Origin of the sequence: Burkholderia sp. AU30280 (assembly GCF_020420125.1) — a bacterium.
Taxonomy (GTDB): domain Bacteria; phylum Pseudomonadota; class Gammaproteobacteria; order Burkholderiales; family Burkholderiaceae; genus Burkholderia.
The window spans coordinates 130,396-151,987 of sequence record NZ_JAIZRY010000016.1 but is presented as its reverse complement, the minus strand read 5'-3'; the positions used below and the strand labels follow the sequence as shown (position 1 = coordinate 151,987).

Here is a 21,592-nt window from a genome sequence, read left to right as displayed (position 1 = left end):
CGCCTCCTCAGACGATGAACACCGACGAACCGGTCGTCTTGCGCGATTCGAGATCGCGGTGCGCCTGCGCGGCGTCCTGCAGCGCGTAGCGCTGGTTGATCTCGATCCGGATCCGGCCGGCCGCGACGTGCGCGAACAATTCGCCGGCCAGGTCGTGCTTCTCGGCCGGATCGGCGATGTAGTCGGCCAGCGCCGGGCGCGTCAGGTACAGCGAGCCCTTCATCGCGAGGCGCTGCGGATCGAACGGCGGGATCGGGCCCGACGCGGTGCCGACGCACACCATCAGCCCGCGCCGCTTCAGCGAATCGAGCGAGCCTTCGAAGGTGTCCTTGCCGACGCTGTCGAACACGACGTCGACGCCCGCGCCGTCCGTCAGTTCACGCACGCGCTTCGCGACGTCCTCGCGGCTGTAGTCGATCGTATGGTCGCAACCGTGCGCGCGGGCGATTTCGGCCTTGCGTTCGCTCGATACCGTGCCGATCACCGTGAGCCCGAGCAGCTTCGCCCATTGCGAGACGATCAGCCCGACGCCGCCGGCGGCCGCATGCAGCAGGATCGCGTCGCCCGGCGCAAACGCGTGGATGCGGCGCAGCAGGTAGGCGGACGTCAGGCCGCGCATCGTCATCGCGGCAGCCGTTTCGCACGAAATGCCGGCGGGCAGCCGCACGAGCGGCGCGGCGGGGATCAGCCGCTCGGTGCTGTATGCGCCGAGCGTGTTCAGGAAGCCTGTGTAGGTCACGCGGTCGCCGGCGGCGACGTTCGTCACGCCGGGGCCGACCGCTTCGACCACGCCGGCCGCCTCGACGCCGAGGCCGGCAGGCAGCGGCACCGGATACAGGCCGCTGCGGAAATACGTGTCGGCGAAATTCAGTCCGACCGCGTCGTGCCGCAGGCGCACCTGGCCGGGGCCCGGGTCGCCGACCTCGACTGCCTCCCAGCGCAGGACCTCGGGGCCGCCGGTTTCGTGGAATCGCACTGCATGTGCCATGTCGTTCTCCGTAGGGTTCAGTCCGATGCGCGTCGCGCATCGTCGGGTTCGTTCGGTTCGTTCGGTTCGTTCGCGCGTGGCGGCGTCGCGGCTGCGCCGTCCGCCAGCGATGCATCCAGTCCGGCCCAGTCCGCGTCGCCGAGATAGCGCCGCGCGGCCGGGAAAATCACGCCTTCCATCCGCCCCATCTGCTCGAACGCGCCGTGCGCATAGCGGGCGAGCGCGGCGTCGAAGGCGGCCGACGGCAGCCCGTCCGACGCGATCCGCATGAGCGCATCGAGCGCCTGTGCGTCGCGCCGACGCTGGCGGTCGAGTTCATCCAGTTCGGCCGCGACGCACTCCGCACGCACGCGCAATGCCGCGCAGAGGCGCGCTTCGGCGGCCGTGCCGGCGCGGGCGCGCTGCAGTGCGGCGAGCGAGGTCAGCGCGTCCTTAGTCAGCGCGTCCTGCGTGTCGGCCACTTGCCGCGGCGGTGCGCCTACGCGTGCTTTTGCGCCGGACGCCGTCAGCGCCCGCAGCAACCCGCCGACCGCGCGATGCGCGTCGAAACAACGCGCCATCACGCGCGCCTCGGCAGGCGATCGCCGCGACGTGCACACGAGCACCGGCACGCTGCTCGTCGCGAGCAGGCGCTGCCGTTGCGCGCGGGCCGCCGCGTCGGCATCGTGCGGCAGCGCCGCGACGCCGATCAGGTCGCAGCCGAGTTCGGCTGCAAGCGTGCCGAGCGCCGCATCGCCGGCCCCCGGATGGCCGGCCCCCGCGATCGCATGGGACACCCCCTGCGCCCGCGCGGCGGCTTCCACTTTCGCACCGTGCTCCGGCAGCCGCGCTCCGGATAAACGCGAGTCCGGCGCGGCGCCGGGCAGCAGGAACGTGACCCGGGCGCCGACCGCGCGCGCCAGTTCGAGCGCATGGCCGATCGCGTCGATGCCGCCGGGCGCGCCGTCGACCGTCACGAGCAGATGGCGATACATCGCGCTGCTCCGTTTATCCGGCGAGCGGCGCGCCGCGCCGCGTGCCGGTCGATACGATGTTCATGGCCCCCTCCTCGTTGCGTTCGTGATGCATCGGAACCCATGCTATCGATGCGGCGCCGGGGCGGCCCCACTCGTCGCGGGGGGGATTGACGCGCGAACGCGGTTCGGCCGATCCTTCCCCCACGCCCACCCCGGACGCTGGCCCGCACGGCACCGCCGGATTCCGACTGCTGCCCCGATGGCCCACCCACCCGATCGCGCCGACGCGCCCCCCACCGAACTGGTCCTGAAGACGACCGCGCCGCGCGTACCGGCGCAGTTGCTGGCCCGCGCGCGGCTGAGCCTCGCCGCACCCGCGTTCGACGGGCGGCCGGTCACGCTCGTGCAGGCGCCGGCCGGCTACGGCAAGACGTCGCTGCTCGCGCAATGGCGCCGCGAAACCCTTGCGCTCGGCCGCGCGGTCGTATGGCTGTCGGCCGACGAGCGCGACGATGCGGCGCGGTTGCTGCAGGGGCTCGTGCAAGCGGTGCGGACCGGTTGCGCGCGGCCCGGCTTCGGGCGCCTGATCCCGGTCGGCGCGGCCGACGCGGCGCGCGCGCTGGAAGGGGTAACCGCGTGGCTGGCCGAGGTCACGCAACTGTCGATCGATGCGCTGCTGATCGTCGACGATGCGGAGCGGCTGCCGCCAGCCGGCCTCGATGCGCTGACGTATGTGCTGCACAACGCGCCGCAAAACCTGCATGTCGTCGTTGCCGCGCGGCGCGGGCTCGATCACGTGGCCGGCGACCTGCTCGCCGGCGGGCAATGCACGCTCGCGGGCCCCGACTGGCTGCGTTTCACGCTCGACGAGACGATTGCGCTGGTCGGCGTGCGCTTCGCGCACCGGGTCGACGCCGATGCGTGCGCGCGGCTGTTCGAACGCGTCGACGGCTGGCCGCTCGGCCTGCAGCTCGCGATGGCCGCGATGGCGCGCTCGGCCGATCCGCGCCAGGCGGTCGACGCGCTCGCCGCCCGCGTGGACGGCACGCGCGACCGGCTCGTCGAGCTGCTGCTCACGAACCTGTCGGCCGACGACACGGCTTTCCTGATCCGCACGAGCGTCGCCGATCGCCTGCATCCGTCGCTGTGCGCCGCGCTGCTCGACGACGCGGCCGCGCCCGACCGTCTCGCGCGGCTCGCACGCGACACGCCGCTGTTCATTGCGTCGGACGATTCGGACTGGTGCCGGCTGCATCCGCTCGTGCGCGACACGCTGCGCGACCGCCTGGCCGCGGGCCCGGAACCTGAGCGCAGCACGCTGCATGCGCGTGCGGCCGCCTGGCTCGACGCGCACGGGATGACCGAGGAAGCCGCCCGCCACGCGTATGCGGCCGGCCAGGTCGAGGTGGCGTATGGGCTTGCGCAGCGCTGTCTCGAGGATGCGATCAAGCAGGGCCGCATCAACGACGTGCTCGACTGGCTCGCGCTGCTGCCTGACGCGGAACTCGACAAGCGCCCGACGCTGCGCGTCGCGGTGGCGTGGGCGCTGGCGCTCGGCGAGCGCCATGTCGAGGCGCAGCGCCAGATCGCGGGCATCCTCGCGGATCCCGGCACGCCCGCGGCGATGCGCTACGAATGCGCGCTGATCCTCAGCGCGGCCGCGTATTACGCCGACGAAATCGACCGCTTCGTCGAGCTGTTCGAACCGTGGGCCGACTTCACGCCGCCGGCGGCGACGTGGCTCGCGCAAATGCACGCGAACCGGCTGTCGGCGCGCGCGATCATCGTCGGCGAACCGGCGCAGGCGCGCCGCTTCCAGCACGCGGCGCCGCGCGGCGAGACGGCGGCCGGGTTCGGCTATGTCGCGCGCTGGGGCGAGCTGATCACGGGCCTGAGCTACCTGTGCGAGGGCCAGGTCCGGCTGGCCGACGACGCGCTGTCGCCGGCGCTGGCGCGTGCGGAAGCCGATCTCGGGCGCCGCCATCCGCTGACCTGCATGCTCGCGGCGATGTGCGCGGCGCTCGCGTACGAGGCCGACCGCGTCGACCAGGCCGCCGCGCTGCTCGCGAACCGGCTCGACGTGCTTGAACATGCGGGCACGCCCGACACCGTGCTGCTCGGCTATCGCACCGCCGCGCGCATCGCGCTGCTGCGCGGGGTCGAGCACCGCGCGATCGACCTGCTCGAAGCGCTCGACGCGATGGGCGTCGCGCGCCGCCTGCCACGCCTGTCGGTCGCGAGTCTCGCCGAACAGGTGCGCATTCATGCGGCGCGCTATCGCGAGGCAACCTGCCACGCGCTCGTCGAGCGGATCGACGCGATCGCGGCGGCCGAGTTTCCGTCCCACGGGCCGCTGTGGCGGCGCCCCGTCGTGCTGCTGCAGGCAACCGCGCACGCGGGCGCGGCGCTGGCCGCGCGCCGCTGGGACGACGCGAGCGCGGCGCTCGACGAAGCAGCGGTGCTGGCCCGCGAAATGAGCATGGGGCAGGCGCGCATCGAGATCATGGCGCTCAGCGCGTTCGCGCTCGAACAGTCGGGCGGCGGCGGCCGCGCGCTGCTCGACGAGGCGATGAACCTCGCGGACCTGTTCGGGCTGACGCGCACGCTCGCCGACGCGCATCCGGCCATCGCCGACTGGGCGCGCCGCGCCGGCGACGAAGCGGCTCCCGGCGCCGGCCCCGCGCGGCACGCGCTGCCGCAGCCGCGCATCGTGCCGCCCGCCCCGCGCGCCGCGGCCAGCCCGCGCGCGGTGCCGAGCGTCGTGCTGACGCCGAAGGAGCGATCGATCCTCGAACTGCTCGCGCGCAACCTGTCGAACAAGGAGATCGCGGTGGCGCTCGCCGTCGGCGAGGAAACCGTGAAGTGGCACCTGAAGAACCTGTTCGGCAAGCTCGACGCCAGCTCGCGCAAGCATGCGGTACGCCGCGCGCTGGTGCTCGGCCTGCTCGAAAGCGCGCCGTAACGCCGGTTCCGCCAACCGGGCGTTGGGCCGCGCCCGCCTTCCTCCGATTCTCCGCAACCCTGCCCCCCGCGCATGGGGGGGAGCGGCCGCCCGCCGTTGCGTACTCTTTCCGCACGGCTCGCACGGGCGATGCAGGCCACGCCTTCCCGCCCGCCTCGATACATCCCCGCTTCACCCGGACGGGCTCGATCCCGTCCGGATCCAATACGATCCTGGAGACTTCATGAAGACGAAACTGGCCGCGCTCGCGGCGCTTGCCTGCTGTTCGGCGCTCGCGCACGCGCAATCCTCCGTCACGCTCTACGGCGTGATCGACTCGGGCCTGCTGTACCAGAGCACGTCGGCGGCGTCGTTCAGCCCGAGCGCGCCGAACACCGGCAAGGTGTTCCGCATGAAGGACGGCGGCATCTACTCGAGCTTCTGGGGCATCAAGGGCAGCGAGGACATCGGCGGCGGCTACAAGGTCAACTTCAAGCTGCAGGGCTCGTTCGACAGCGGCACCGGCAAGCTGCAATTGAGCGACACGCCGGGCGCCGTCGCGATCTTCAACCAGGTCGCGTCGCTCGGCGTGTCGGGCCCGTTCGGCTCGTTCACGGCCGGCCGCCAGATCGTGCCGATGATTTACGCGATGGCCGACACCGACGTGCGCAACGCGCAATTCTTCGGCAGCGTGCTGACCGCGTGGCTCGGCCTGAACACGGCGGCCGGCTGGCCGGGGACAAGCACCAACGGTGCGATCGGCGCGCTGTACGACAGCAATGCGCTCGTCTACCAGTCGCCGACCTTCGCGGGCGCGTCGATCGCGCTCGAATATGCGCCGGGCGGCGTGGCCGGCCAGTTCCAGGGCGGTACGCGCGAATCGGTCGTGCTCAGGTATGCGAACGGCGGGCTGAACGCATCGGCCGTCTACTACAACGGGCACGACACGAACCCGGCGCCGGGCGTCGCGCCGACCGGCGTCGACAACAACCGCTTCGTCTACGCCGGTGCGAAATACACGATCCACGATTTCTCGGTGTCGGCGTCGTATGGCAACGGCCGGAATCCGTCGCATGCGGACAAGGTGAACCTCGACATGCTGTCGGCCGGCATCGGTTATCGCTTCACGCCTTTCCTGCAGGTGAGCTCGGCCGTGTATTACCTGAAGGATCGCAACGTCTCGGCGAACAAGTCGACGGCGGTCGTGCTCGCGGCCGACTACAGCCTGTCGAAGCGGACGACGGTCTATGCGCAGGTCGGCCACGTGAACAACCGCGGCACGATGGACCAGATGCTCGTATACGGGCAGCCGGTCGCGCCGGGCGTCGGCACGACGGCCGCGATGATCGGGCTGCGGCACAACTTCTGACGGTTCCGGCGGCGTCGGGCGATGCGGCGGCGCACGCGTGCGGCACCGCCTGCATCGATCCGCGGGATCGGCTACAGTGGGCGTTTTCGGCGCGTTCCGCCCCGCCGCCGCGCCATCGACCGTGGCGCGCGGCAGCCGGGACGGAGCGCGGAACCTCCACTTCGACGAGCGAACCCCCATGCCCGACCTGTCCGCCTTCCCGATCACGCAAAAGTGGCCGGCCCAGCATCCCGACCGTCTCCAGCTCTACTCGCTGCCGACGCCGAACGGCGTCAAGGTGTCGATCATGCTCGAGGAAACCGGCCTGCCGTACGAGCCGCACCTCGTGCGCTTCGACACGAACGACCAGTTCTCGCCCGCGTTCCTGTCGCTGAACCCGAACAACAAGATCCCGGCGATCGTCGACCCGGACGGCCCGGACGGCAAACCGCTGCCGCTGTTCGAATCGGGCGCGATCCTGATCTATCTCGCGGACAAGACGGGCCAGTTGATTCCGAAGGATCTCGCGGGCCGCTACGAGACGATCCAGTGGGTGATGTTCCAGATGGGCGGCATCGGGCCGATGTTCGGCCAGCTCGGCTTCTTCCACAAGTTCGCCGGCCGCGACTACGAGGACAAGCGCCCGCGCGACCGCTACGTCGACGAATCGAAGCGCCTGCTCGGCGTGCTCGACGCGCACCTCGCGAACCGCCAGTGGATGATGGGCGATACATACACCATCGCCGATATCGCGATCTTCCCGTGGGTGCGCAACCTCGTCGGCTTCTACGAAGCAGGCGACCTGGTCGGCTTCAGCGAATTCCGGAACGTCGCGCGGGTGCTCGACGCGTTCGTGGCGCGTCCGGCTGTCGCGCGCGGGCTCAATATTCCGGCGCGAGGCTGATCGGCCAGGAAAGCGCAACGGCCACCGCCCAAGGTCGGCCGTTCGAGTTCGCCCATGCCGCGCCGTTCACGACCGGCGCCCGCATGGGCGTTCAAGTGCCCGGCGTGGCGCTTGCGGCGATACGCTCGAGACGTGTGGTGCGCTCGGCCGCACCCGGTTGTCTTCATCGCGGGCTTGCAGTGCGGCACAATGAGCGCCCTGTCGCGCGGGCGGTCCCGATGCGTGGCGCCCTGGAAGGCGTGAACCTTCCGGTCAGCGTGCCTTTGCCCGGATCGAACGCCGACGCCAGGCGGCGTGTTGCGCGGTGCGGATGCGAGGCGCCTGCCCGGGTGCGGCCCGTGCGACGATGTGCGATGACCGATATGAGAAATGGAATGACGACTACATTCGACGCGGCAACGACGGCGGCGATCGCCGCGTTTGCGCAATTGGATTTACACACGGCGTTGCAAGCGATGCGCGCCGAGGCCGACTACGACCACGAACGAGACCAGTGGATCTCGCGCTATATCGACGAGCATGGCGGTGGCGCGGACGATGCGGAATATGACGCGTTGCACGCGCAGGCCCAGGCAACTCCGGAGTACGCGCAGTTCGTCGATGCGGTGCGCCGCGAAATCCTGGAATACTTCGGCGTGACCGACGAGCAACTGGACTGGATGGTCGTGCTGCGCGAAGACGACAGCGATGAGCTCTGGGCGGAAGTCAACCGGCAGCGGAGCGCGCTGGGAACCGGCGAAGTGCGCGGAGATCTCTGATCCTTGCTTGCCGTCGGGGCCGCGAGTCTTGCCGGGTGCGTGGCTGGAGTCGGGGCAGTCACGTGGTGCGCGGGGCGCTTGGTAGCTGCAACCGATCCGCTGAGGCAGGACGCGCTTTCGGATCTTCGGAACGCGTGGCCGTCATGCCCTGATATGGGCCGTCGATCGTGCAACGGCTCGACCGGCTGCAATGGGGCGGACAGGCGCGTCGACAAGCGGCGTCCACGATAAATTCACGAAGCATGCTTTTTGCCCGCCACGCGCGTGTGCATCACGCGTCCGGCGGCGCTATTCGCCGTCCGCCCCTTTCGGCGCCCCGTCTGCCATCCCCGCCAGCAACCTTCCCAGCAGCTGTGACAACTGCGCCTGTTCCGCCTCCGACAGCACGGCCAGCAGCGCGCGCTGATTGTCGATGTGCGCGACGACCGCTTCGTCGATCAGCGCGCGGCCCGTCTCCGTCAGCGCGACGAGCGTGCCGCGCCCGTCGGCCGGGTTCGGCCGGCGCTCCACCCAGCCGGCTTTCTGCAACCGGTCGATGCGCGCGGTCATCCCGCCCGACGACATCATCAGCGCGTCGTACAGCGCCGTCGGCGTCAGCGCGAACGGCGCCCCGCCACGCCGCAGCGTGGCGAGCACGTCGAATTCGCCCGGCTGCATCCCGTAGCGCGCGAACAGCGGATTGAGACGGTCGCGCGCGATCACCAGCGCCGCTTCCTGCAGCCGCCCCATCACCACCATCGACGACGCGTCGAGATCCGGACGCTCGGCGCGCCATTGTGCGAGCGCATGCGCGGCTCGATCCATTAACCCTCCTCGGCTCACCAGTTATCTTGACGTCGAGATAAATCAGCATTTATCTTGATGTCGAGATACTTTACATGAAGAACGCGCCGCGCCTCACCGGGGCTCGCGCACCGATTTCGAGGGCCTTGCAATGAATCGCTTCTCTTCCCCCGGATGGCGGCTCGCCGCCATCGTGCTCGTCGGGCTGAACCTGCGGCCGGCGCTTGCCGCGGTCGGCCCGCTGCTCGACATGATCCAGCGGGCGACCGGCATCAGCGACGGCGCGGCCAGCCTGCTGACGACGATCCCGATCCTGCTGATGGGGCTCGGCGCACTGAGTGCGCGGCGCCTGCAGCGCCTGACCGGCATCGCGGGCGGCGTCTGGCTCGGCGTCGCGCTGATCGGGCTGGCCTGCGTGTCGCGCATCGGCGCGCAGCACGCATGGCTGCTGCTCGCGAGCGCCTGCTGCGCGGGTGTCGGGATCGCGATGGTGCAGGCGCTGCTGCCCGGCTTCGTGAAGGCACATTTCGCGACGCGGATCGGCGGTGCGATGGGCGTCTATTCGACGTCGATCATGGGCGGCGCCGTGCTCGCGAGCGTCGTCGCGCCGTTCGCCGCGGCGCGCTGGGGCTGGCTCCCCGCGCTCGCGGGCTGGGCGCTGCCGGCCGCGGTGGCCGCGCTGGCGTGGCCGCTGGCCAGTCGCGGCGGCGACGCGCTCGCCGCCGGGCCGACGTCGGCGTCGAACGCCCAGCCGGCACGCTCGGCGCGCGCGTGGCGGCTCGCGCTGTTCTTCGGCATCGCGACCGGCGCGTACACGCTCGTGCTCGCGTGGCTGCCGCCGTACTACATGCGGCTCGGCTGGTCGCCGACGGCGGCCGGCAGCCTGCTCGGCGGCGTGACGCTCGCGGAAGTCGTCGCGGGGCTGACGATCTCGGCGACAATCGACCGCCTGCCCGATCGCCGGCCCGCGCTGCATGCGGCGATCGCGTCGCTGTTCGTCGGCTTGCTGGTGATGCTGGCCGCGCCCGAAGCGCTGGCGTTGCCGGCCGCGCTGTTGTTGGGCGCGGGGATCGGCGCGCTGTTTCCGCTGTCGCTGATCGTCACCGTCGACCATGCCGCGACACCGGCCGATGCCGCGTCGCTGACGGGCTTCGTGCAGGGCGTCGGCTACCTGATCGCCGGACTGTTTCCGTTCGCGGCAGGCATCGTGCGCCAGCATCTCGCGGACCTGACGCCCGCCTGGATCGCGATGGCCTGCCTGTGTGTCGCGCTGTTCGCGCTGGCGGCGGGGTTTGCGCCGAAGCGGGTGCTGCACGCGGCGCGTGCGTAGCGCCGGCGGCCGCTCAGTTGACCGGCTCGCAAAACGGGATCTTGTCGCGCAGCGCGTTGCCTGCGGCGACCGGGTCTCGCCCTGCCGGCAGCGTGACGGAAACCGACGTCTGCCCGGTCTTGCTCCGGGGTTCCTGGCCTGGCCAATGACTCTCCTTCCAGGTGGCGATCCAGTCGAGATCGCCGGCGCTCGCACCGGGCACGAAGCGCAGCCGCAGCGAACCGTCGAAGTCTTCGCTGCAATGCGGCGAGTGCTGATAGTCATGCTCCGTGAAGCAGGCGCGAATCTGCTTGTTGCAGCTGAACGGGAGCTTCGCTGCACGGGGCGTGCGGGCATGCCCGCCGTTCGGTCGCAGTTCGACGAAGTCGGCGTTTTCCCAGCTTCCGCCCCCGCCGGAATAACTTTCGGACCAACCGGCCAGCACCGCGACCGCGAAGCGCTCGCCGCCCAGCGGATACAGCGCGGGGTAGATCCGCAGCGGCGGCGGCTCGCCATCGCCTTCGACCCGGTCAGTGGGCCGGTAGTCGGAGAAATTCCACTGCTGCACGACCTTCCAGCCGGTGCCGGACGCGAAACTCACTTTCAGCAGCTGCGGGCCCGGCAGGATCGCATAGTAGAGGCCCGCCGCGTCGTTCCTGGCCCGGTACAGCGACGGCGCGCTGTCCGCATCCCCTGACTCGCCCGAGGCGCCGCACGATGCCGACGCCAACGCGCAGACCTTGCGCGGCCAGTCGCGATCGGGCACGGCGGTTTTCGCCACCTCGACCAAGGGCACGGCGCGGGCTTCATTGGCTTCAGCGGCGGCGTTGGCCGTGGAGGCCGCCAGCAGAGCGGCCGTCAATCCCGCCAGGCCGAACCTGCGTGATCGAGTCAGGGTACGCATTCGACGTTGTCCTTGTCAGGTCGCTTGCACGGCGTGCCGTGATCGCGCGAAGTGGCCCATTCTGCCCGAACGTGGCCGGCCTGCGCGCGATCAGCCCGCGCTTGCGTACAGCGTCGAATCCGCGAACCCCTCGGCGTCGAGCACGCGCCCGATCAGGATCAGCGCGGTGCGCTCGATCTGCGTGCCCTGCACCTTGCCGACGATGTCGGCGAGCGTGCCGGTCACGCGTTCTTCATCGGGCCAGCTCGCGCGATAGATCACCGCGACCGGGCAATCGGCGCCGTAATGCGGCAGCACTTCGTCGACGATGCGGCCGAGATGGCGCACGCCGAGATGGATCGCGAGCGTCGCGCGGTGCGCGGCGAGCGAGCCGAGCGTTTCGCCTTCCGGCATCGTCGTCTTGCCCGCGAAGCGCGTGAGGATCACCGTCTGCGCGACGCCGGGCAATGTCAGCTCGACGCCGAGCGTCGCCGCGCACGCGGCCGTGGCCGTCACGCCGGGCACGATTTCGTATGGAATCCCGAGCGCCTTCAACCGGCGAATCTGCTCGCCGATCGCGCCGTACAGCGACGGGTCGCCCGAATGCACGCGCGCGACGTCCTGCCCTTTCGCGTGCGCGCCGGCGAGCAGCGCGACGATTGCGTCGAGGTCGAGCTCGGCCGTATTGACGACCTGCTCCGCGCGATGGCCGTCGAGCACGGCCGCCGGCACCAGCGATCCCGCATACAGGATCACCGGGCAGGTGCGCACGAGGCGCTGGCCCTTCACCGTGATCAGCTCCGGGTCGCCGGGGCCCGCGCCGATGAAATACACCGTCATCGAAAAATCTCCGTCAATTCATGGGGTGACCCGCCGTACCGCATCATGCGCGTGCGGCGGGATCGAGCGCGTCGATGAGCGCCGCGGCCGAGTCGAACGCGCGGTCGGCGTCGGGCAGCGCCGGCCGGCGCAGCATCACGACCGGCAGCCTGCGTTCGCGCGCGACGTCGAGCTTGGCTTCGGTGGCCGCGCCACCGCTGTTCTTGCTGACGACGACGTCGATGCCCATCAGCGCGAACAGCGCGCGCTCGCCGTCGAGGGTGAACGGCCCGCGCGCGGCGATGATCTGCGCGTGCGCGTTGCCGGGATGCGCGTCGAGGCAGCGCACGAGCCAGAACTGGTGTGGCGCAATCGCGTCGAGATGCGCGAGCGGTTCGCGGCCGAGCGTGAACAGCGGCCGCCTGAACGGCGCAAGCGCGGCCTCGATGCCGGCCCAGTCGTCGACCATGCGCCAGTCGTCGCCGGGTTGCGGCGCCCACGGCGCGCGGCGCAGCGCCCACAGCGGCACGCCCGCTTCACGCGCCGCGGCGGCGGCATTCGCGCTGATCCGCGCGGCATACGGATGCGTCGCGTCGATCACGAGGCCGATGCCGGCGCCGCGCAGATACGCGGCCAGCCCGGCAGCGCCGCCGAAGCCGCCGACGCGTACGTCGCAGCGCAGGTCGTCGGGTACCTTGCCGAGGCCGGCCAGACTGTAGACGTGATGAGGCCCGAGCGAGCGCGCGATCTTCAGCGCATCGCCGGTGCCCCCGAGCAGCAGGATGCGCGTCGTCATCGCGCCTGCCCGACGAAGCGGCCTTGCCGGTCGATCGCGAACATCTCGACGGCGACCGACGGCGGCACGATGTCGCGTGCGACGCGCAACGCGTGTGCGCAGACGAGATCGCCGAGCGGCACACCGTCGGCATGTGCGATCTTCAGTGCTTCCTGGCTCGTGTTCGCGGCGCGCATCGCGGCCTGCAGCGCATCGCCTGCGCCGGCCTCGGCCGCCCACTGCGCGAGCAGCGGCAGGTCGATGCTCGAATGGCGGCTGTGCAGGTCGAGATGGCCGGCCGCGAGCTTGCTGAGCTTGCCGAAGCCGCCGCACATCGACAGCCGCGCGACCGGCGCGCGCCGCAGGTGCTTGAGCACCGCGCCCGCGAAATCGCCCATCTCGATCAGCGCCATGTCGGGCAAGTGGTAGTGCGCGCGCATCGCGTCCTCGCTCGCGTTGCCGGTGCACGCGGCGATGTGCGCGATACCGTTCGCACGCGCGACGTCGATGCCCTGGTGGATCGACGCGATGTAGGCCGAGCACGAGAACGGCCGCACGATGCCGGTCGTGCCGAGGATCGACAAACCACCGACGATGCCCAGGCGCGGATTCATCGTCTTCAGCGCGAGCGCCTCGCCGTCTTCGACGCCGATCGTCACGTCGAAGCCGCCCGCATAGCCGTGCGCGATCGCGAGCGCTTCCAGGTGCGTCGTCATCATCTGGCGCGGCACCGGGTTGATCGCCGGTTCGCCGACCGGCAGCGTCAGCCCCGCGCGCGTGACCGTGCCGACGCCCGGCCCTGCATGAAACCGCACGCCGGGCGCCGACGCGAGCGCGACGCGCGCGAAGATCAGCGCGCCGTGCGTCACGTCCGGATCGTCGCCGGCGTCCTTGATCGTGCCGGCTTCCGCGCCGTCTGCCGTGGTGCGGCAAAACTCGAGCCGCATCATCACGCGCTGCCCCTTCGGCAACACGATCTCGACCGCGTCGTCCGCCCGGCCCGCGAGCAGCAGCCGCGCGGCGGCGAGCGACGTCGCGGTCGCGCAGCTGCCGGTCGTGTAGCCGAAGCGGAGCGGCGCGGGCTGTTCGGGGGTCTCGTCGCGCATCACGCGTCCGTTGCGTTCGTCGTGGCCGACGATGCGCTCGTGTCGGCCAGGCCGGCCGCGTCGGGCTTGCGCACGTCGTACAGCGTGACCGGCAACGGCTGCCGCCACGTATCGAAGCGGCCGAGCGGCTCGGCGTGCGCGAGCGACACGCGCGTCAGCGTGCCGCCGTGCGCCTCGCGCCATGCGGCGAGCGCCATCTCGCCCTGCAGCGTGACCGCGTTCGCGACCAGCCGGCCGCCGGGCTTCAGCGCTGCCCAGCACGCGTCGAGCACGCCGGTCGCGCTTGCCCCGCCGCCGATGAAGATCGCGTCGGGCGCGGCGAGCCCCGCGAGCGCATCGGGCGCGCGGCCGGCGACGAGCTGCAGGCCCGGCACGCCGAGCGCATCGCGATTGTGCTCGATGAAGCGCTGCCGCTCCGCATGCGCTTCGACCGCGATCGCCTGGCAGGACGGATGCGCGCGCATCCATTCGATGCCGATCGAGCCGCTGCCGGCGCCGACGTCCCACAGCAGCTCGCCGGGCGCGGGCGCGAGGCGACCGAGCGTCATTGCGCGCAGATCGCGCTTGGTGAGCTGGCCGTCATGACGGTACGCATCGTCGGGCAGGCCGGGCGTGAGCGCGCGGCGCGGCGCGTCGGGGCCGGCCTGGCAGTCGAGCGCCACCAGGTTGAGCTCGGCCGTTGCGTCGACGCGCCAGTCCTGTGCGAGCCCGTCGAGACGCCGCTCGCGCGGGCCGCCGAGATGTTCGAACACGCTGATGCGCGTCGGCCCGAAGCCGCGTGCGACGAGTTCGGCCGCGACGGCGGCCGGCGTGCGGCCGTCGGCGCTCAGCACGAACAGGCGGCGGCCGGGCAGCAGGTGGCGCGCGAGCGTCGCAAGCGGACGACCGACGAGCGAGACCGCGCCGACATCCTGCAGCGCCCAGCCGAGGCGCGCGGCCGCCAGCGACAGCGACGACGGCGCGGGCAGCACGCGCCATTCGTCCGGGGACAGCGTGCGCGCGAGCGTGGCGCCGACGCCGAACAGCATCGGGTCGCCGCTGGCGAGCACGCAGACGGGCGACGCGCGGCGCGCGAGCACGCCCGCGAGATCGAACGGCGACGGCCACGTTTCGCGCGCGGCCGGCAGCCGCGCGGGCAGCATGTCGAGATGCCGCCTCGCGCCGACGACGAGCGTCGCGTCGAGCAGCGCGCGGCGCGCGGCGCGCCCGAGCCCCGCGTAACCGTCGTCGCCGATGCCCACTACCGTCAGCCACGCCGTCATGCACCCTTCCTCATCGTTCGATTCCCTACCGTGTGTTGCGATGCGCGGCGGCCGGGCCGCCACGCGTTGATCCGTTGATGTGCCGAGCGTGGCCGGTGCGATACGGCGACGACGTCAGCCGCGCGGCACAGGGCCAATCAAGACCAGCAAGCCCAGATACATGCCGCCGATCGACGCGATCAGCAGCCACCCGAGCAGCAGCCACGTGAGCGGCCGCGCGCCGATTTTCCTGTACAGGAACGTGCCACCCGCCACGATCGGCACGCCGAGGCCGGCGAGCCCGACATTCTTCGGCCACTCGGCCGACGGTGCAAGCGGGATCAGTATGCACGCGAGCAGCATCCAGGCCGGGATGGCCAGCAAGCCCAGTGCAATGCCCATGCCGAACAGCTCCGTCCTGCCGAGTTTCATCGCGGATCCCGGCGGTCGCCGATCTGATGTCGAGCCGCCAATCGTACCATTTGCGAGACAGCGCAAAACCGGCTGCGGCCGTGCTGCGACGCGGTTGTGCGGCGCATCGCCGATGCCGGATCGTCGCGAAAATCGGGTATCCTACGGCCGTTCGTTCGCCGGTGCCCCTCGGGGCCGAAGAGGGAACACAGGGCGCGCCGCGCGCCGCTGTGGCTGCCCCCGCAACTGTAGACAGCGAGCCGATCTCCCCCTCATGCCACTGGTTCCACCGGGAAGGCCGGGAGCCGGCGCCGACCTGTCAGCCAGGAGACCTGCCGGCCAGAAAGTGCGTGCGTGCCAATCGGCGTCGGGCGGGGTGTACCGATGCGTTGGCCGCGGCGCGACACTGTCCCGCTACCCCGTTGAGTTCCGCCCCCGTTTCGATTCCTGCGTCGCCCGTCGTGCGCCCGTCGGCCTGCCCGGGGCTCGTGCGCGTGGTCGCGGCCGCGGACGGCGGGCTGTGCCGGATCAAGCTGCCGGGCGGGCGGCTCGACGCGCACCAGGCGCGTGCGATCGCCGCCGCCGCGCATGCCTGCGGCTCCGGCGCGATCGACGCGACCAATCGCGCGAATCTTCAGCTGCGCGGCATTCGCGACGGCGCGGCCGACGCGCTGACGCGCGCGTTGCTCGACGCGGGCCTCGGCCCGCGCGTCGACACAACCTCGAATGCCGCCACCGATGCGGCCGCGCTCGCCGCGAGCGACGACGTCCGCAACGTGATGCTCAGCCCGCTCGCCGGCCACGACCCGGCCGCGCTCGTCGACAGCCGCGCGCTCGTCGCGCCGCTCTTCGACCTGTTGGCGCGCGAGCCTCGCCGCGGCGAGTTGTCGCCGAAATTCTCGATCCAGCTCGACGGCGGCGAATCGGTTGCGGCGCTCGATCATCCGCACGACATCTGGCTGGCCGCCTGGCGTCGCGGCGACGGCGCGGTGCGCGTCGCTGCCGGGCTGGCCGGCTGCCCTCCGGTCGCGCACGACGACCCACCCGCTTCAGTCGATGTCGCGCCCGATCAAACCGCTGCACTGGTTCGCGCGCTGCTGCTTGCATTCCTCGATCTCGCGCCGGCGGACGTCACGCGGATGCGCGCGCTGCTCGCAACATGCGGCGAACGCGCGTTGCTCGAACGCGCGCAGCACTATCTGCCCTTCCCGCTCGCGGCCGATCCGGCGCTCGCCGGCTGGCGCCGCGCCCATACCGATCCGACGCTGCGTTTCGGCGTGCGTTCGTCTCTCGACGAGGCGCGCTGCAACGTCGGCGCGCAATTCGTGCTCGGCCGGCTCGACGCCGCACAACTGGAACGGCTCGCCGCGCTGGCCGAAGCCGACGGCGACGGCACGCTGTCGATGACGCCGTGGCAAGGCGTGTTTCTCCACGGCGTGCCGAACCAACGCGCTGCGGCCACGCTCGATGCGCTCGCGTCGCTCGGCCTCGTCTGCGCGTCGTCCGACCCGCTCGCGTCGCTCGTCGCATGCACCGGCAGCGCGGGCTGCGCGAAGGCGCGCGCCGACACCAAACACGACGCACTCGCGCTCGCCGCGCGCATCGGCCATGCGCTCGACGCGCACCTGACCGGCTGCGAGCGCCACTGCGCGTTGCCGCATCCCGCGACGCACACGCTCGTCGCGGTTGCGCCCGCGCACTACGACCTTTACCGGCGCGACGCCGCTGCGGGCCTCGGCGCCCCGCTCGCGCGCCATCTGACGATTGACCAGGCCGCGGCCCGATTGACGGGCGCGCGGCACAGCCAGGACACCACCGATGCTTGACTACATTCGCGACGGGCAGGAAATCTACCGCCAGTCGTTCGCGACGATCCGCGCCGAGGCCGACCTGTCGCAGGTTCCGCCCGACCTCGAGAAACTCGCGGTGCGCGTGATCCATGCGTGCGGGATGGTCGACGTCGTCCACGACCTGCGCTTCTCGGCCGGCGCCGGGGCGGCGGGCCGCACGGCCCTGGCAGCCGGCGCGCCGATCCTGTGCGATGCGAGGATGGTCGCCGAAGGCATCACGCGCGCGCGGCTGCCGGCCGGCAATCGCGTGATCTGCACGCTCGGCGAGCCCGAGGTGCCCGATCTCGCGCGCCATCTCGGCAACACGCGATCGGCCGCCGCGCTCGAACTGTGGCGTCCGCATCTGGCGGGCAGCGTCGTCGTGATCGGCAATGCGCCGACCGCGCTGTTCCACCTGCTCGACATGATCGACGCCGGTGCGCCGCGCCCCGCGCTGATCCTCGGTTTCCCGGTCGGCTTCATCGGCGCGGCCGAATCGAAGGCGCTGCTCGATGCCGACAGCCGCGGCGTGCCGTACGTCGCGCTGCTCGGCCGGCGCGGCGGCAGCGCGATGGCGGCTGCGGCGGTCAATGCGCTCGCGACGGAGGTCGAATGACGACCGCGCGCGGACGCCTGTTCGGGGTCGGCGTCGGCCCCGGCGATCCTGAGCTGATGACGATCAAGGCGCTGCGCGTGCTGCAGGCCGCGCCCGTGGTCGCGTATTTCGTCGCGAAGGGCAAGAAGGGCAATGCGTACGGCATCGTCGAAGCGCACCTGCGGGACGGGCAAACGCAACTGCCGCTGGTCTATCCGGTGACGACCGAGGCGCTGCCGCCGCCGCTGTGCTACGAGACGGTGATCGCCGACTTCTACGATACGGCCGCCGGGATCGTTGCCGCGCACCTCGATGCGGGCCGCGACGTCGCGGTGATCTGCGAAGGCGACCCGTTCTTCTATGGCTCGTACATGTACCTGCACGACCGCCTCGCGCCGCGCTACGACACCGAGGTGATCCCCGGCGTATGCGCGATGCTCGGCGGCACGGCCGTGCTCGGCCAGCCGCTCGTCTATCGCAACCAGAGCCTGTCGGTGCTGTCGGGCGTGCTGCCCGAGCACGAGCTGCGCGAGCGGCTTGCGCGGGCCGACGCGGCCGTCGTGATGAAGCTCGGCCGCAATTTCGACAAGGTGCGGCGCGTGCTCGACGAGCTGGGGCTCGCGAAGCGCGCGCTGTATGTCGAGCGCGCGACGATGGCGAGCCAGCGCATCGTGCCGCTCGACGAAGTCGATCCGATGGCGTCGCCGTATTTCTCGCTGCTCGTCGTGCCGGGGGAAAAATGGCAAGGATGACGACCCCGCCCGCGATCGTGATTCTCGGCGCGGGCGCGCTCGATACCGCGCGGCGCATCCAGGCGCGCTATCCGGGCGCCCTCGTGCATGGCCTCGCGTCGCGCGTCGCGGCGGACGTGCCGTTCGACGATCTCGGCGTGCACCTGCGCGAACTCTATGCGCGCGGGCTGCCGATCGTCGCGCTGTGCGCGGCCGGCATCGTGATCCGCTGCCTCGCCCCCGCGCTTGCCGACAAAGGCATCGAACCGCCCGTGCTCGCGGTGGCGGAAGACGGATCGGCGGTTGTGCCGCTGCTCGGCGGGCTGACGGGCGTCAACGTGATCGCGCGGGAAATCGCCGCATGCGTCGGCGTCGCACCGGCGATCACGACGAGCGGCGAATTGCGCTTCGGCGCGTGCGTGCTCAATCCGCCGGAAGGCTATGCGCTCGCCGATCTCGCCCAGGGCAAGCGCTTCGTGTCCGATCTGCTCGCGGGCGCGTCGACGCGCATCGACGGCGCGGCGCCGTGGCTCGACGATGTCGCGCTGCCGCGCGACGACGCGGCCGCGCATGCGATCCGCGTGACGCCCGATGCATGGCGCGGCACGCGCGACGAACTTGTGATTCATCCGCGCAGCGTGGTGGCGGGCGTCGATGCGCAGGCGATTCACGGCGATGAAGCGCTCGCTGCACGCATCGACGCCGCGCTCGATGCGCACGGTCTCGCACGGCTCGCGCTCGCGGCCATCGTGGCGCCCGCGTCGGTAATCGGCGATGCGGTGCTGGAGGACGCGGCGCGAACGCTCGACGTGCCGCTGCGTTTCGTCGATGTCGATTCCGAAGGCAACGACGAGGCAATCGCCGATGCCGCCGCCCTGCTTGGCCGCGCGTTGCGCGTCGCACACACGCTGCGCGCCACGGCGAACGGTATCGCGTGCGCGGTCGCGTCGCATCCGGTCGATCCCGCCACGCTCGGCCGTGCGCGCGGCCGCCTGACGGTGCTCGGGCTCGGCCCGGGCGGCGCAGCATGGCTCACGCCGGCCGCACGCGCCGCGCTCGCGCAAGCGTCCGACATCCTCGGCTACACGACCTACGTGAACATGGCGGGCCCTTTCCGTGCCGACCAGCGCGTGCATGGCACCGACAATCGCGAAGAAATGCAGCGCGCGCGCCACGCATTCGAACTCGCGGCCGACGGCCGGCGCGTCGCGGTCGTGTCATCGGGCGACCCGGGCGTGTTCGCGATGGCCGCGGCCGTGCTCGAAGCGCTCGACGAAGCGCGCGATCCGCGCTGGGCCGCGGTCGACCTGCGCGTGGAGCCGGGCATCTCGGCATCGCTCGCGACGGCCGCGCAGGCCGGCGCGCCGCTCGGTCACGACTTCTGTGCGATCTCGCTGTCGGACAACCTGAAGCCGTGGGACGTGATCGAGACGCGCCTGCGGCATGCGGCGCAGGCCGACCTGGTGATGGCGTTCTACAACCCGATCTCGCGTGCACGGCCGTGGCAGCTCGATCGTGCGCTCGATGTCGTGCGTGCGCACCGCGCGGCCGAGACGGTGGTCGTGCTCGGTCGCGACATCGGCCGGCCGGGCGCAACGCTCACGACGACGACGCTCGGTGCGCTGCGCAGCGACCAGGTCGACATGCGCACGATGGTAATCGTCGGCTCGTCGACGACGCGGCGTTTCGCGATCGGCAACGCACGAGAGTGGGTCTATACGCCGCGCTGGTATCGCTGAGCCCGGTTAGGGCCTGTTCACGCTAATGACGCACGTTCCCCTGTTCGGAAAAAATCATGCGTGGGGCTGGCTCCCGGAAGGGCCGATCGCCGCGTCATGCTCCTCGCGAATACGTCGAGTATTCGCTTCGCCGCGATCCTTGCGCTCGGCCCTTCCGGGGGCCAGCGCAAGCCCGTTATCAGCGTGAACAGGCCCTGGCGTCGGCGTGACGCTGCGGGCGTCAGCATGCGCGGAGCCGGCTGCACCGTCGGCGTGCCAGAACCGGTACACGAGCACGCCGACGACGGCCTGCGCCGCGACCACGAACGCGACGCAGCCGGCCCATCCCCATCGATGCCAGCCGGGCACCGGCAGGATCGAGCCGAGGCTGCCGCCGAAGTAATAGCAGGACAGGTAGAGGCCGATCGCCGTCGAGCGTGCGCTCGACGCCGCCTGCGAGATGAACGTGTTGGCCGACGCCTGTTCGACGAACACGGCGGTCGAGCTGAGCGCGAGGCCGGCCAGGATCACCGGCACGGTGTCGGACAGCGTGAGCAATGCCCCGCCGATCGCGAGCGCGGCCGCGGCAAGCCCCGGTGCGCGCGGGCCGCGATGCCGCGCGAGGCGCCCTGCCAGCGGGGTCACGACCACCGCCACCAGAAATACCGCATAGATCGCGCCGATCCCGACCGTGCCGAAGCCGAACGGCGCACGGGCTAGGCGCAGGCCGACGAACGTGAACGTCGCGACCTGCGACGCGAGCACGCACGCGCCGATCGCGAACGACGCGAGCAGCGGGCCGCGCGTGACGATGCGCCAGGACGGCCCCGCGCCGCTATCCGGCTCGCGGCCGACACGCCGCGCGCTCGCACGGGATGCCGGCAGGCTCGCGTAGATCGCGACGCCCGTGACGAGACACAGCGCCGCGACGACGTCGAGCGCATGCCGCCAGCCCCACATCGACGTCATCAGGTTGGTCGCGAAGCGGCCGGCGAAACCGCCGAGCGTCGTGCCGGCGACGAACAGCGCGCTGATCTCGGCCGACGTGCCGCGATCGAAGCGCTCGGCGATATAGGCGATCGACAGCGCGAAGACGAACGGCATGACGAGACCGGCGGCAAAGCGCGCGCCGAGAAACGACGCGAAACTGCCCGCATGCGCGGACCACACGACCGGCAGCGCGACGGCCGCCGCCGCCAGCGAGATCGCGACGCGCCGCTCGATGCGTGCAGCCAGCACGCCGACGAACGGCGCGATAATGGCGACGGCCGTCGTGGTGGCGCTCACGCCCTGCCCCGCACGCTCCGCGCTGACGCCGAAGGTGGCCGCGAGTTCGTGCAGGATGCCCTGCGTCGAATACAGATTGAGAAACGCGGCGAAGCCGCAGAGAAAGAACGCGATGCGCGTGGTCCTGTCGTTCATCGGAGCTGCCCGGTCGTCGATGCCGACAGTCTGACGAGCGCGCCGCGTGCACGCCAATACCGTTTACATCGCGAT

General features: G+C 71.3%; 19 protein-coding genes and 1 riboswitch. Of the genes, 9 read left to right on the top strand and 10 right to left on the bottom strand.

Features of this window, described 5'->3' with window-relative positions:
* Positions 1–7: 7 nt before the first annotated feature.
* Together LGN17_RS30330 and LGN17_RS30325 are read right to left on the bottom strand one after the other, a co-directional pair.
* Positions 8–988, bottom strand: a complete 981-nt coding sequence (locus LGN17_RS30330; protein ID WP_226200725.1) for a quinone oxidoreductase family protein — start codon at positions 986–988, stop codon at positions 8–10.
* Between the two features lie 17 nt (positions 989–1,005).
* Complete coding sequence (locus tag LGN17_RS30325) at positions 1,006–1,962, bottom strand: universal stress protein (protein WP_226200724.1); 957 nt, start codon at positions 1,960–1,962, stop codon at positions 1,006–1,008.
* A 241-nt stretch (positions 1,963–2,203) separates the two neighbouring features.
* On the opposite strand from LGN17_RS30325, the gene LGN17_RS30320 reads away from it, so the two are divergent.
* The 4 genes from LGN17_RS30320 to LGN17_RS30305 all read left to right on the top strand — a co-directional run bounded on the left by LGN17_RS30320 (position 2,204) and on the right by LGN17_RS30305 (position 7,895).
* Positions 2,204–4,906, top strand: a complete 2,703-nt coding sequence (locus LGN17_RS30320; protein ID WP_226200723.1) for a helix-turn-helix transcriptional regulator — start codon at positions 2,204–2,206, stop codon at positions 4,904–4,906.
* Between the two features lie 223 nt (positions 4,907–5,129).
* Positions 5,130–6,254 carry a porin gene (locus LGN17_RS30315; protein WP_226200722.1) on the top strand — a complete coding sequence of 375 codons (1,125 nt, stop codon included), beginning with the start codon at positions 5,130–5,132 and terminating at the stop codon, positions 6,252–6,254.
* A 178-nt stretch (positions 6,255–6,432) separates the two neighbouring features.
* Positions 6,433–7,137: a glutathione S-transferase N-terminal domain-containing protein gene (locus LGN17_RS30310; protein WP_226200721.1), complete on the top strand. Its 705-nt coding sequence runs from the start codon at positions 6,433–6,435 to the stop codon at positions 7,135–7,137.
* A gap of 374 nt (positions 7,138–7,511) precedes the next feature.
* Complete coding sequence (locus LGN17_RS30305; RefSeq protein WP_226200720.1) at positions 7,512–7,895, top strand: ATP-dependent protease; 384 nt, start codon at positions 7,512–7,514, stop codon at positions 7,893–7,895.
* A 288-nt stretch (positions 7,896–8,183) separates the two neighbouring features.
* On the opposite strand, the gene LGN17_RS30300 is transcribed toward LGN17_RS30305, so the two are convergent.
* A complete protein-coding gene (locus LGN17_RS30300; protein ID WP_226200719.1) occupies positions 8,184–8,699 on the bottom strand; it encodes a MarR family winged helix-turn-helix transcriptional regulator in 516 nt (171 codons plus the stop codon).
* 130 nt (positions 8,700–8,829) lie between these two features.
* Here LGN17_RS30300 and LGN17_RS30295 point away from each other — a divergent pair, with 130 nt between their 5' ends.
* On the top strand, positions 8,830–10,008 hold the full coding sequence (locus LGN17_RS30295) for an MFS transporter (protein ID WP_226200718.1): 1,179 nt from the start codon (positions 8,830–8,832) through the stop codon (positions 10,006–10,008).
* A gap of 13 nt (positions 10,009–10,021) precedes the next feature.
* Here LGN17_RS30295 and LGN17_RS30290 read toward each other — a convergent pair whose 3' ends face one another.
* From LGN17_RS30290 to LGN17_RS30265, 6 genes are all read right to left on the bottom strand, one after another.
* On the bottom strand, positions 10,022–10,891 hold the full coding sequence (locus tag LGN17_RS30290; RefSeq protein ID WP_226200717.1) for a hypothetical protein: 870 nt from the start codon (positions 10,889–10,891) through the stop codon (positions 10,022–10,024).
* 90 nt (positions 10,892–10,981) lie between these two features.
* Positions 10,982–11,710, bottom strand: coding sequence for a precorrin-4 C(11)-methyltransferase (gene cobM / locus LGN17_RS30285; RefSeq protein WP_226200716.1), 729 nt, complete (start codon positions 11,708–11,710; stop codon positions 10,982–10,984).
* Between the two features lie 43 nt (positions 11,711–11,753).
* The gene (locus tag LGN17_RS30280) at positions 11,754–12,485 is read right to left on the bottom strand and encodes a cobalt-precorrin-6A reductase (protein ID WP_226200715.1); all 732 of its coding nucleotides are present in this window, start codon (positions 12,483–12,485) and stop codon (positions 11,754–11,756) included.
* Entirely contained in the window at positions 12,482–13,570 is a 1,089-nt protein-coding gene (locus tag LGN17_RS30275) for a cobalt-precorrin-5B (C(1))-methyltransferase (protein ID WP_226200714.1), read from the bottom strand. The genes LGN17_RS30280 and LGN17_RS30275 overlap by 4 nt, the downstream gene beginning before the upstream one ends.
* A complete protein-coding gene (gene cbiE / locus LGN17_RS30270) occupies positions 13,570–14,832 on the bottom strand; it encodes a precorrin-6y C5,15-methyltransferase (decarboxylating) subunit CbiE (RefSeq protein ID WP_226200713.1) in 1,263 nt (420 codons plus the stop codon). The genes LGN17_RS30275 and cbiE overlap by 1 nt, the downstream gene beginning before the upstream one ends.
* A gap of 114 nt (positions 14,833–14,946) precedes the next feature.
* Positions 14,947–15,243: a hypothetical protein gene (locus LGN17_RS30265; protein WP_174931460.1), complete on the bottom strand. Its 297-nt coding sequence runs from the start codon at positions 15,241–15,243 to the stop codon at positions 14,947–14,949.
* A 142-nt stretch (positions 15,244–15,385) separates the two neighbouring features.
* Positions 15,386–15,577: riboswitch (cobalamin riboswitch) on the top strand.
* Positions 15,578–15,683: 106 nt separating this feature from the next.
* Here LGN17_RS30265 and cobG point away from each other — a divergent pair.
* From cobG to cobJ, 4 genes are read left to right on the top strand one after another with little or no spacing between them, the layout of a single operon-like run.
* Positions 15,684–17,048 carry a precorrin-3B synthase gene (cobG, locus tag LGN17_RS30260; protein ID WP_319000878.1) on the top strand — a complete coding sequence of 455 codons (1,365 nt, stop codon included), beginning with the start codon at positions 15,684–15,686 and terminating at the stop codon, positions 17,046–17,048.
* Positions 17,041–17,667: a precorrin-8X methylmutase gene (locus tag LGN17_RS30255; protein ID WP_226200711.1), complete on the top strand. Its 627-nt coding sequence runs from the start codon at positions 17,041–17,043 to the stop codon at positions 17,665–17,667. The genes cobG and LGN17_RS30255 overlap by 8 nt, the downstream gene beginning before the upstream one ends.
* Positions 17,664–18,398 carry a precorrin-2 C(20)-methyltransferase gene (locus tag LGN17_RS30250; RefSeq protein ID WP_175955337.1) on the top strand — a complete coding sequence of 245 codons (735 nt, stop codon included), beginning with the start codon at positions 17,664–17,666 and terminating at the stop codon, positions 18,396–18,398. Before LGN17_RS30255 ends, LGN17_RS30250 begins: the two co-directional genes overlap by 4 nt.
* Positions 18,395–20,116, top strand: coding sequence for a precorrin-3B C(17)-methyltransferase (gene cobJ, locus LGN17_RS30245; protein WP_226200710.1), 1,722 nt, complete (start codon positions 18,395–18,397; stop codon positions 20,114–20,116). The genes LGN17_RS30250 and cobJ overlap by 4 nt, the downstream gene beginning before the upstream one ends.
* 54 nt (positions 20,117–20,170) lie before the next feature.
* Here cobJ and LGN17_RS30240 read toward each other — a convergent pair whose 3' ends face one another.
* The gene (locus LGN17_RS30240; protein ID WP_226200709.1) at positions 20,171–21,517 is read right to left on the bottom strand and encodes an MFS transporter; all 1,347 of its coding nucleotides are present in this window, start codon (positions 21,515–21,517) and stop codon (positions 20,171–20,173) included.
* Positions 21,518–21,592: the final 75 nt, after the last annotated feature.